Source organism: Snodgrassella sp. (genome assembly GCF_024103505.1).
Taxonomy (GTDB): Bacteria; Pseudomonadota; Gammaproteobacteria; order Burkholderiales; family Neisseriaceae; genus Snodgrassella; species Snodgrassella communis.
On the sequence record NZ_JAGGIJ010000001.1, the window covers coordinates 340,967 to 353,125 of the forward strand.

Below are 12,159 nucleotides of genomic sequence, written 5' to 3' on the forward strand. Positions count from 1 at the left end.
CAGAATTGTCCTATCAACTGCCCGACAGACTGCCATGCAAATAAACCGCTTTACCGATCTTGGCTTACGCGTATTAATATCACTACAATACCTGCCAGAGTCCAAACTTTCTACAGTAGAAGAACTCGCCAAACAGCTCAATGTATCCAGAAACCATCTGGTAAAAATTGTTTATTTTATGGCACAATCAGGCTGGATTAATTCATTCAAAGGTCGAAACGGCGGTATCAGACTGGCCTCCACCAGCTATCAGCTCAAACTGGGCGATATCGTTCAGGCACTGGAACAAGCTTCATCCGAAACATCCGCCTTAGTCAACTGCCAGCAGCCACCCTGCTCCATAAAAGAATTCTGCTATCTGCCACAAGCCTTCAGCGAGGCACAGCAGGCTTTTTATCACTCACTAAACCGCTACACCATCAGGCAGCTACAGGCGCCGGCCACCAAACAAACTGTCTTAAAATGGCTGGTGCAGCAGGAATAACCCGGGCTGCTATACCACCACCCCTGCTGAACGGAGCACACTACATCACATCTTCTGTTTCTGACGACGAATTCTCACTAGCTGGCGCACCCATTACACCATTAAGCAAACCTTCAACAGCCGGAGGCTGCGGAAGCAAAGTATTTAAAGCCAGTGCAGAAGCATTCAGCACCGGATAACCACTGAAATCAATTTGATAACCGCCATCACTGGTCGAATGCAAACTAGCGCGGGCACCAAGCGGGAAAGTTACCTTATCCGCAACATGACCAAAAGGAAATCCGGTTAATACCGGCACCTTCGTCAACCGAGCCATAGTCTGTACCACAGAATTGAAGGTATAACTACTGTCATACACATCCCGAATCGACCCCATACGGAAATTACCCAGCACAATCGCCTGCTGACGTGCGAGAATACCACTCAGATACAAAGTCTGAAGCATACGTTCAATCCGATATGGCTGCTCACCCACGTCTTCAATAAACAAAATACCGCCATTTATCTGCGGCATATAAGGTGACCCCACTAACGCAGACAGCACACTCAGATTACCGCCCCATAAAACTCCTTCGGCTCGAATCTGATAATTCTGCATAGCAGCAACCCTAACCACCATTGCCGGATTGCAACTATTATCAATAAAAGAACGAGTAGTAAACTCACTCATCTGCGGCTTGCCAAATTCACTATACAACATAGGTCCGGCAAAACTGCACATCTGCCCCTGTGCCAGCAAAGCCAGTTGCACCGCAGTCACATCACTATAACCAAACAGTAAAGTACCCTGCTCGCGCATCCGCGCCCCCAGAGCCGACCAGTTAACCAGCGGCAAAATACGCATCGCGCCATAGCCACCGCGCAGCCCCATCAGCACCTTTGGCACAGGTACACGGCCAGCGGCCACATCCTGCAAATCAGCAGCCCGCTCAGCATCACTGCCGGCAAAACGCTGATAGCGGCGCACACACGCCTGCTGGTTACTGACTGCAAAACCAGCCACAGCCAAACGTTGTGCCGCCAGCTCACTGCGACTGCTACTTTCTCCAAAACCAGAACAGGCAAAAATGCGCATAGTATTCAGATTATTCTTTGATTGTACAGGTACTTTTGGGGAAGACGTTGTCGGTACAGTTTGCTTCTGGGTGTTACCACACGCTTGCAACAAACCAGCTCCTGCGAAGGCAGCACTGGCTCGTAAAAAACCACGACGGCTTTGTTGTTGGGCATCCATAAAAACTCACTTCCTGATTCAGTGGGTTATCTGACAGAAAAATACCGACTATAGTAACAAAAGACTGTTCATACCAATTAACAGCCAGAACCAGAACACCAAAGCCGATACAAACCAACCATATCTTACTATAGCCCAGCCTTTCACCACCAGCAGCAAAAATAACAAAAGCATGGAATCACCATGCTTTTCAGAACCCAACCACCTATAACTAGCGCGAGGGCATTGATTTCAGCAAATCCAGCAAAACAGCCCAGCATTCAGCTACAGCAGCAATCTCTACCCGCTCTTCGGGCGAATGAGCCGCACGAATAGTCGGCCCGAAAGAAACCATATCCAGATGTGGTGCCTTACCACTGAGAATACCGCATTCCAGACCAGCATGAATAATCTGTAATGGTGGCTGTTTACCATAGTGTCTGGCAAACATATCACTGGTTAGCTTAAGCAATGGCGAATCTGCGTTCGGTGCCCAACCCGGAAAATCTGCTGTTAAATCCAGATGTGCACCAGCCAAACGAGCCAGCGCAGCCAGACGCAGACTGAATTCATCTTTTGGCGTTTCCAGAAGAGAGCGCATCAGACAATTTATCTGCAAACCTTCTGCACTGGTTCTCACCTCACCTATATTGGATGAAGTTTCCACAATACCAGTGAACTCCGCACTCATGCGCATCACACCATTGGGGACAGCAGCAAGTAAATCCAGTGCTTTCCGTGTACATGCCAGTGTAGCAGCCTGCAACAAACTTTCTGCCGGTAACACCTCAATGCATAGTTGCGCTTCTTCAGCCCATTCTGCTGCAATCACAGCTGCAATCGGTTTGACCGCTGCACGGGCTGCTGCTTCATCCATCACAATCACAGCCTGAGCCTCACGCGTAATCACATTACGTAACTCACCGCCCTGCCATGAACCCAGCGCAAACGGCTTCTGTGCATACAAACTGGACAACACCCGCGCCAGCAACACATTAGCATTAGCATGATTCTTATCAATATCAATCCCGGAATGTCCCCCGCGCAGGCCTGATACCCGAATCGTACAGGCTGGTGCCTGATTAGACTGCCAGTCCAGCGGCAAAGTCAGACTGGCGTCACGACCACCGGCACAACCGATAAAAATTTCCCCTGCTTCTTCCGTATCCAGATTAATCAGATACGGCATCTGTAACCAGTCTGCGCTCAATGCCTCAGCACCGCCCATACCGATTTCCTCTTCCACCGTAATAATCAGCGTTAATTCCGGATGAGCCACATCATCAGCAAACAGCACCGCCAGCCCCATGGCCAAGCCGATACCATTATCAGCACCCAGCGTTGTATCGTTAGCCCAAACCCAGCCGTCCTCAATTCTGGTCTGAATTGGATCACGCAGAAAATCATGCAGCGAATCAGCACCTTTCTGCGCCACCATATCCATATGTGCCTGAATGGCCACCGGTACACAGTTCTCCATACCCGGCGTAGCAGGCTTACAGACGCGCAGATTACCTTTCGCATCAACATCCGTTTTCAGACCACGCTGCTGCGCTGCTTGCACCAGCATTTCCCGCACAGCCTGCTCATGAAAAGTCGGGCGTGGTACAGCACATAAACGCGCGAACCACTGCCATACCGGCTGTGGCTGTAATTGTTCAATTTTACTCATATTCCTGATACTCAATCACAAGTCAAAACAAATCAGGCCACCATATGGCAGCCTGAACACAGTGTCAACCAGCAAACTAAAACTTTACCCCTTTATGCAACGCTACTACCCCAGCAGTTAAATTGTGATAACTAACACTGTCAAAACCCACTTCCAGCATCATCTGTTTTAACGTTTCCTGATCCGGATGCATGCGGATCGATTCCGCCAGATACTGATAACTGTCTGCATCCTTAGCAATCAGCTTGCCCATCAGCGGCAGCATCTTAAAAGAATACAAATCATAAATTGGCTTGAGCGGCTTAAACACATGAGAAAATTCCAGCACCAGCAACGTACCACCGGGTTGCAACACCCGATACATCTCAGCCAGTGCCACCTCCTTATGCGTCATATTACGCAAACCAAACGACACCGATACCAGATTAAAATAATTATCCGCAAACGGCAGTTTCTCCGCATCACACAACGCCACAGGCAGCGCCAGCCCCTCGTTCAGCAAACGGTCACGCCCCACAGTCAGCATGGATGAATTAATATCCGTTAACCACACCTCACCGGAACGCCCTACCCGCTTAGCCCAGCCGCGTGACAAATCACCTGAACCACCAGCAATATCCAACACCCTGTCACCCTTGCGTAACGGTGCTGTAGTAATCGTAAAGTGCTTCCAGACCCGATGCAAACCACCAGACATCACATCATTCATCACATCATAGTTCTTGGCTACCGAATGAAACACCCCGGCAACACGACCCGCTTTTTCATCTTCATCAACAGTTTGATAACCAAAATGAGTTTTGTGATCGCTCATACCACACTTTCAGAATTAAATATTGCCCAAATAAACATATCCAGCAACCAGTACCATTATCAATACAGCATTAGCCCGGTTCTCGGCTGGCACCAGCCAGAAGTAACTGTTGTTCATAACCCGCCCAGTGTTCAGCCTGCCGCATAGCCAGATCATACAAATAATCCCAGTCATATAAACCAGTATCATGCCCATCAGAAAAAGCAATGCGCAAAGCGTAATTACCCACCTGCGACAAACCAGCAATCGTCACATTACGCTTACCTGTCTGCAATACCTCCTGCCCCGCACCATGCCCGCGCACCTCTGCGCTGGGAGAAAACACCCGCAGATACTCAGCGGCAAGCTCATATGTCTGTGATGCATACACCAGCCTTAACACCTGCCGGTTCTGGCTCAAACGGATTTCAGCTGGCACCCTATCCTGCATACAAACTACTTCCTCATCACAAGCCATGAATAAACACAACCTATTCTAACCCAATATACCACTTACTGCCCACACAGAAACAGACTACCACCTGTACAACCCCCTTGCAGATACTTTGCAAGTCTACCTGCAAAGAAGTATATTAACCCCATTATACAATCAGCCAAAGGATGCATCACATGCAAGCAGCAGCCATCATCGAACACATCGTTAACTGGCTACGCGATTACGCCACCCAGTCCAACTGCAAGGGCTTTGTCGTTGGCGTTTCCGGCGGTATCGATTCCGCCGTCGCCTCCACCCTAGCCGCCCAAACCGGTCTGCCTACACTGGTACTGGAACTACCTATTCACCAGAAAGTGAACCAAATAGCACGTGCACAAGAACATATCCGCCAGCTGAAAAGCCGCTTTAGCAACATCCAAAGTAACTCAATAGACCTTACCAGCACCTTTGACTCATTTACCATCGCAGTAGATGTTGCAGACAAAAACGAACAACAAACCCAGCTGGCGCTGGCCAATGCCCGTAGCCGGCTACGCATGATTACACTGTATTACTATGCCCAGCAAAATGGCCTGCTTGTCGTAGGCACCGGCAATAAAATAGAAGACTTCGGTGTCGGCTTCTTCACCAAATACGGCGACGGTGGCGTCGATCTCAGCCCGATTGCCGACCTGCTCAAAAGTCAGGTTTATGCCTTGGCCAAAGAACTGAATATCGACCAGAAAATCATCGACGCCCCGCCTACCGACGGCCTGTGGGATGCAGACAAAACCGACGAAGAACAGATTGGCGCCACCTATCCCGAGCTGGAATGGGCAATGAGCATCTACGACACACATAAAATCGACGACTTCACCGGCCGTGAACGCGAAGTATTTGCCATCTACGACCGCTACCACCGCGCCATGCAGCATAAAATCAACCCCATTCCAGTATGCAAAATTCCGCCTGAATTACTTAACTGACACCACAACCAGATTGCAAAATCTGGTTTTTTATTCCACATAGAAACCTTATGCCAAAATCAAAAAAATCAGGCAAAAATCATATTAATTTCCTCGTCATAACAAACAAATCTAAATCAAATAACCCTAACGTCACCCAGACATAAATCTACACAAAGAAATCATACCTTAAACAAAATTGTAAAAAAATATTAATTCATTCATACTTACCTAAAACAACTCAGAACCATAGCATTATGCAAACTACAATCCAGCAGCAATTACAACAAATAGAGCAACAGCATAACATCCAGATTATTTATGCATGTGAATCCGGCAGCCGTGCTTGGGGGTTTGCCTCTCCCAACAGTGACTATGATGTGCGTTTTATATACCTGCATCCAATGGAAAAATATCTAGCCATAGAACCCATAAAAAATCAGCTCACCTTTCCTATTACCAGCGACCTTGACATTCATGGCTGGGATTTAAAAAAAACCCTGCAACTCATCCACAAATCCAACGCCACACCATTTGAATGGCTACAATCGCCAATCATCTATCAGCAACAAACAGACCTCGCCCAGCAACTATGGCGTCTATGTGCCCATTACTTTAATCCCAGAGGCAACGTCCATCATTATCTGGGCATAGCTTCCAGTGCACTGAAAAACCTCAGTGGGCGGCAAATTAAAATCAAACAACTGTTTTATATACTCAGACCATTACTCAGTGCCTGCTGGTGTATACAGCATAAACAGATTGCACCAATGACAATCACCCCACTATTACAATTACTACCAGCAGATCTACACAAACAGATTCTGGAACTCATTGATTTTAAAAATACAGTTATCGAATCCCATATAATCGAAATCAGTAGTAATCTACATGATTACATTACAACTACCACCAACCACATCAAATCACAAATACCGCAATTACCAGAACTAAATTTCACCACCACACAACTGGATACTTTTTTTATCAACACATTAAAAAACCATGCCAGCCATGAACATCACTGATTTAAAATCACAAAACCTAATTTTACTGGAAGTAATCAGTGGCAGCCGTGCATTCGGTCTGACCACCGAAACTTCAGACACAGATATCAAAGGCGTGTTCTACTTACCCAAAGACAAATTCTATGGTCTGCATTACATTCCACAAATAAGCAACGCCAGCAACGATATTGTTTACTACGAAATAGGCCGGTTTACAGAATTATTACTGAAAAACAACCCGAATATCATCGAAGTACTGGCTTCTGCTCCTGAATGTATTCTTTATCAGCATCCGTTGATGCGGCAATTTTCACTAAAACAGTTCTTATCCAAGCAAATCCAACAGACCTTTATCAATTATGCCTGCTCACAAATAAAAAAAGCCAAAGGACTAAACAAAAAAATCAATAATCCGGTAGATAGCAAACGTAAAACCGTTTTCGATTTCTGCCATATCATTGACCAGCAGCATACCTACCCACTAAACAACTGGCTGCAACAGCGCCAATGGCAACAACATCAATGTGGGCTAGCCAACATTCCTCATGCAACCGACTTATATGCTCTGTACTATGACGAAAACGGCAACAAAGGATATCGTGGCATCATGCAGCATGAAAATGCCAATGATATTTCCTTATCATCAATCAGCCCCACTGACCCCTTTATTGCCTACCTGAGTTTCAACCGTAACGGATACTCTACCTACTGCCGCGAATACAAAAGCTACTGGCAATGGGTAGAAAAGCGAAATGAACAACGTTATCTTACCAATAGCCAAAGCGGGCAGGATTATGATACCAAAAACATGATGCATACCATCCGCCTACTCCAAGTGGCATTAGAAATCATCTCACATGGCACCGTCACCAACAAACGCCCTAACCGACAAGAATTACTGGATATCAAACATGGCAAATTCTCATATACAGAAAATCTGCACAAAGTCGACTCACTGCTTAGCCAGATTACAGAAGCCAGCAAAACCAGCAGCCTGCCAGAGGAGCCAGCTACAGCAGAAGTGATGCGCACCTTAATCAATATACGCCAAACCCTGTATAACAATCACTAAACAGGCAGCACCCCATTTACCGGTAATCAACCAGATTAAAAATATCAAATAAACCAAACCGCCCACAAAAAAACCAGACTTTAAAAGTCTGGTTTTGCACAACTACCTAACTGTTAGCATTTGAGTAACGCACAAACATGAGCCACCACCTCATCAATAGCCAGCTCAGTTGCCGCAGCATCCTTACGCGCCTGATATTCAACCTTACCTGCTTTCAGACCACGGTCACCAATAACAATACGGTGCGGAATACCAATCAACTCCGAATCATGCAGTAGCACACCAGAGCGCTCATCACGGTCATCCAGCAGCACATCCACACCCACCTGCTGCAATTGCGCATATAAATCATCCGCCGCCGCTTTCACAGCAGCAGATTTCTTATAATTCATCGGCACAATCACCACCGTAAACGGCGCCATCGCTTCTGTCCAGATGATACCGCGCTCATCATTATTCTGCTCAATTGCCGCAGCTATCACACGAGTAATGCCAATCCCGTAACAGCCCATTTCCAGCACCACATTCTTGCCATTCTGATCAAGTACCGTAGCCTGCATCGCCTCAGAATACTTCGTGCGCAACTGGAATACATGGCCTACCTCAATCCCGCGCGCCAGCTTCAGACTACCCGTACCACATGGGCTAGGATCGCCAGCAACCACCTCGCGTAAATCAACAAATTCCGGCTCAGCAGCATCACGGCCAAAATTAAAACCAGTATAGTGATGATCATCCTCATTGGCACCAATCACCCAGTCTGCACCTTTAGCCGTAGCAAAATCAGCATACACCTTACCATCAAACCCCACAGGACCAAGTGAACCACCATGCGCACCATTAAAAGCAGCCTCAATCGCAGCCTCCGAAGCCATAGTTAACGGTGCTTTCACCCCTGCCAGCTTCTCAGCCTTGATTTCATTCAAATGATGGTCACCCCGTACCAGCAACAGTACCACCGTACCCTCTTCCTCGCCCTCAACCACCAGCGATTTCAGCGTTTGTTCTACCGGCAGCTGTAAAAAAGCCACCAGCTCATCAATACTGCGTACGTTCGGCGTATGAACCTTACTTAAATCCTGCCCGGCATACTGGCGTTCACCAGCCAGCGGCAAAGTAGCAGCCAGCTCAACATTAGCTGCATAATCAGAAGCATCACTGTAAGCAATAACATCTTCCCCGCTTTCAGCCAGAACCTGAAATTCATGCGACCCAGTGCCACCGATACTGCCGGTATCCGCGGCCACCGGACGGTAGTCCAGCCCCAGCCGGTCAAACACACGGCAATAAGCATCAAACATATCCTGATAAGACTGTTGCAGCGATTCAAATGTCGTATGGAAAGAATACGCATCTTTCATCACAAATTCACGCGCACGCATCACCCCAAAGCGCGGCCGCACCTCATCACGGAATTTAGTCTGAATATGATAAAAATTCAGTGGCAACTGCTTGTAACTGCGAATCTCACTGCGCACAATATCAGTAATCACCTCTTCACAGGTTGGTCCCATACAGAAATCGCGCTCATGACGGTCAGTAATGCGCAACAATTCCTTACCATAAAACGACCAGCGGCCACTTTCCTGCCATAATTCTGCGGGCTGCACCACCGGCATCAGCAACTCAATCGAACCGGCACGATTCATCTCTTCCCGAACAATATGCTCAACCTTACGCAACACCCGCAAACCCATCGGCATCCACGTATACAATCCGCTGGCCAAACGGCGAATCATTCCCGTACGCAACATAAGCTTGTGACTGGCCAATTCCGCTTCAGCAGGCGCTTCTTTCAATGTTGAAATATAAAACTGACTGGCTTTCATATATATCTCCAAAAACAGCCGCCATTGTACCAGCCTCCGGCCAGTAAAAAAGCCAAAATCCCATACCAAAATAAACAAAAATTGCACACAATAATTACTCCTAGCCAAACCTAATAAGCGTGGTATGATTCATATTATTTAACCACAACTACCTTGCCATGAATTATCTGCTTGTATACAGCAGCCGTTTTGGCTACACCCATAAAATTGCCCAGACACTAGAAGCACAATGGACTGCTGCCGGTAACACAGTTCACATGGTTAATCTGGCAGACGCACCAGTTATCCAGCAGGGTGAATACGATAAAATCATCATCGGCGCATCCATACGCTACGGCCACTATGCTGCCGCACTGGCACCCTGGATAGAACGCCATCAACACATCCTCAGCAACACCCCAAGTGCCTTTTTCAGCGTCAGCATACTGGCCAACAAACCCCACCGCAGCACCCCGCAAACCCATACCTACACCCGCAAATTCTTTGCCAAAAGCCCGTGGCAGCCACAAATTATCGGCATCTTTGCCGGAGAACTGCATTACGCAAAATATAACCTGCTCGACCGCTACATGATGCGTTTAGTAATGAAACTAAACAAAGGCGAAACCCGCCTCAATGCACATATCGAATATACCGACTGGCAAAAAGTACGCGAATTTGGTGAACAAGTGCAGAAATTAAACACATAAGCCACCATACACTCAACTCATCGAATAAATATAATACTTAAAAACAGAGCTAAAAATAATCTACTTATCAACAACAGATACCAATGCTTTTTTAAATTAGCATCAGATAAAATCACCATAGATGAAACCTAAACAGCTCTACCTCATTTCTTGAATATAAAACCTTTATATCAGCAGAACCTGTTATCTGCATTCAAAATCAGCTTGTAAAATACAAAAGAAATAACAACTAATTAAATACCAAAATCCATTAAAAACAAAAATACAATTTAATATTTAAATAAAATTAAAAAACAATAAATTACAAAAATAAAAGAAACTGGCAATCATCCAATTTCAAAAATTGATTGATATAATTCAAACCATAGTATAAAATAATTATATACTTAGATAATTGTATTTTTAAAAATCATAGCGTAATATATTAATAAATCAAGCATGCATCCAACAAACCGGTGCAAATGCAGAGAATTTTAAACACCGATAATTCAGTTAAATAAAACACTGATTAAATTAATAGTAACTACAGCAACCTATCCTGATTTAGTATTTATTACTAAACAGAATATTTTTAACTAAACTTAAACACTTAAAGCCCCAATTACACCATTACCAAAAATTTATTTTGAGTTTATTTTACCAAGCAAATAGAGAATTGCAGCTTAAACCCAGTATATATTCGTGTATTCAGCATATTTGAATTAGCAAAACTAACCAAATTAGCTCTTAATGATTAAGAAAAAATTATCAACTTTCTTACTCAACTACACCTTATTATACCCCAACGAAAGGAAAATTTTATCCAAAACAACATTCCAAAAGCATACTTAAAGTTAAACCAAAATAATCATTTAAATCAAAATATTATCTTAGATTTAAACAACAGAATACATTCAATATTACTTTAATTTTAAGCATATATTAATTATGATAAAAATATAAATCTGATTAAATCAACCTTTTAATAATAACCAAAACAAATTTATTCATTTAAAAAATCTTATTTTAATCTACTCAAAGGACTTAATAATGATACAAACAGATAACAATATTCCAAATAGGAGTAATGAAAAACCATACCGTTACGTATTTCAGGCAGGACATGGTGAAGATATTATCAATAGTAAAACCAGCAACAATAAGAACAACCAAAACATCCAAATTGTATTCGAAAAAGCCCAAGCAGATGATGCAATATTCTTACACGCAGGTAATAATCTAGTAATTCAGGCATTTAATAATCAGGACTCGGTAACCCTGATAGATTTTCTAAATCCCGACAAAACCAATATTTGTACTGTTACATTTATCTTTGATGATAAAACCTTAAGCTCAGAAGATATTGCCGATACAACAACGACATTGAACAATACCAGCAAAAACGATGAATGCACAGGTTCAGATAGCAACAATAACATCAACAAAAAAACAAGCAACGATAAGCAGTATAGCCAGAATAGTAATGATAACCTGAATGATATTGCTAGTTATAGTACACTTATTCGTGACAGCGGTAATGATATCCTTAAAGGCAGTGACTGGCAGAAAGACCGCTATGAATTTGAAGCAGGACACGGGCAGGATGTCATTTATGATTTAGGACATTGGGACAATAAAAACACTATTAATGAAATTGTTTTCAAAGGCGCCAATTTCTCTGATGCTCTCTTCAGTCGTTCTGCGGACGATTTAATCATTAAAGCATATGGCAATTCTGACTCTGTAACTTTGCCTGACTATTTTAGCTACAACAATTATTACAGTCGTTCTTTCAATTTCATTTTTGAAGACCAAACTCTCGAACCGCTAGATATAAATAACAGAATTACATTTACTCAGAATGGTGATGATAATGATAATACCATTGTAGGATGGTGGAGCAATGATATTATCAGTGGGGGTAAAGGTAATGATACCTTATGGGGTAAAGCTGGTGACGATATCCTCAATGGCGATGATGGCGATGATATTCTCAATGGTGAAGATGGCAATGATATTC

11 protein-coding genes are annotated in these 12,159 nt (G+C 44.3%); 6 read left to right on the forward strand and 5 right to left on the reverse strand.

What is annotated here, in order from left to right; translation table 11 throughout:
• The first annotated feature begins 34 nt into the window (after positions 1–34).
• Positions 35–484 (forward strand): Rrf2 family transcriptional regulator, encoded by a 450-nt coding sequence (locus J6578_RS01555; protein ID WP_093090790.1) that lies wholly within the window; start codon positions 35–37, stop codon positions 482–484.
• 40 nt (positions 485–524) lie between these two features.
• Here the strand turns inward: J6578_RS01555 and J6578_RS01560 are convergent, their stop codons facing one another.
• The 4 genes from J6578_RS01560 to J6578_RS01575 form a co-directional block, all read right to left on the reverse strand.
• On the reverse strand, positions 525–1,718 hold the full coding sequence (locus J6578_RS01560) for an LD-carboxypeptidase (RefSeq protein ID WP_287953741.1): 1,194 nt from the start codon (positions 1,716–1,718) through the stop codon (positions 525–527).
• Between the two features lie 211 nt (positions 1,719–1,929).
• Positions 1,930–3,369, reverse strand: a complete 1,440-nt coding sequence (locus tag J6578_RS01565) for an aminoacyl-histidine dipeptidase (RefSeq protein WP_287953743.1) — start codon at positions 3,367–3,369, stop codon at positions 1,930–1,932.
• A 76-nt stretch (positions 3,370–3,445) separates the two neighbouring features.
• Positions 3,446–4,183, reverse strand: coding sequence for a bifunctional demethylmenaquinone methyltransferase/2-methoxy-6-polyprenyl-1,4-benzoquinol methylase UbiE (gene ubiE, locus J6578_RS01570; protein WP_093090796.1), 738 nt, complete (start codon positions 4,181–4,183; stop codon positions 3,446–3,448).
• Between the two features lie 70 nt (positions 4,184–4,253).
• A complete protein-coding gene (locus J6578_RS01575; protein ID WP_239364337.1) occupies positions 4,254–4,640 on the reverse strand; it encodes a gamma-butyrobetaine hydroxylase family protein in 387 nt (128 codons plus the stop codon).
• A 152-nt stretch (positions 4,641–4,792) separates the two neighbouring features.
• Between J6578_RS01575 and nadE the strand changes: the two genes are divergently transcribed.
• The 3 genes from nadE (at position 4,793) to J6578_RS01590 (ending at position 7,642) form a co-directional block, all read left to right on the forward strand.
• The gene (nadE, locus tag J6578_RS01580; protein ID WP_287953744.1) at positions 4,793–5,584 is read left to right on the forward strand and encodes an NAD(+) synthase; all 792 of its coding nucleotides are present in this window, start codon (positions 4,793–4,795) and stop codon (positions 5,582–5,584) included.
• Positions 5,585–5,820: 236 nt separating this feature from the next.
• Positions 5,821–6,591, forward strand: a complete 771-nt coding sequence (locus J6578_RS01585; RefSeq protein WP_093090802.1) for a nucleotidyltransferase domain-containing protein — start codon at positions 5,821–5,823, stop codon at positions 6,589–6,591.
• Positions 6,569–7,642, forward strand: a complete 1,074-nt coding sequence (locus tag J6578_RS01590; protein ID WP_287953746.1) for a DNA polymerase beta superfamily protein — start codon at positions 6,569–6,571, stop codon at positions 7,640–7,642. The genes J6578_RS01585 and J6578_RS01590 overlap by 23 nt, the downstream gene beginning before the upstream one ends.
• Before the next feature lie 113 nt (positions 7,643–7,755).
• Here the strand turns inward: J6578_RS01590 and J6578_RS01595 are convergent, their stop codons facing one another.
• Positions 7,756–9,471, reverse strand: coding sequence for a proline--tRNA ligase (locus tag J6578_RS01595; RefSeq protein ID WP_287953748.1), 1,716 nt, complete (start codon positions 9,469–9,471; stop codon positions 7,756–7,758).
• 158 nt (positions 9,472–9,629) lie between these two features.
• Here J6578_RS01595 and hemG point away from each other — a divergent pair, with 158 nt between their 5' ends.
• Together hemG and J6578_RS01605 are read left to right on the forward strand one after the other, a co-directional pair.
• On the forward strand, positions 9,630–10,160 hold the full coding sequence (gene hemG, locus J6578_RS01600) for a menaquinone-dependent protoporphyrinogen IX dehydrogenase (RefSeq protein ID WP_100120972.1): 531 nt from the start codon (positions 9,630–9,632) through the stop codon (positions 10,158–10,160).
• A 1,029-nt stretch (positions 10,161–11,189) separates the two neighbouring features.
• Positions 11,190–12,159: hypothetical protein (locus tag J6578_RS01605; RefSeq protein ID WP_353846641.1), on the forward strand; the 970-nt coding region annotated here is incomplete at its 3' end.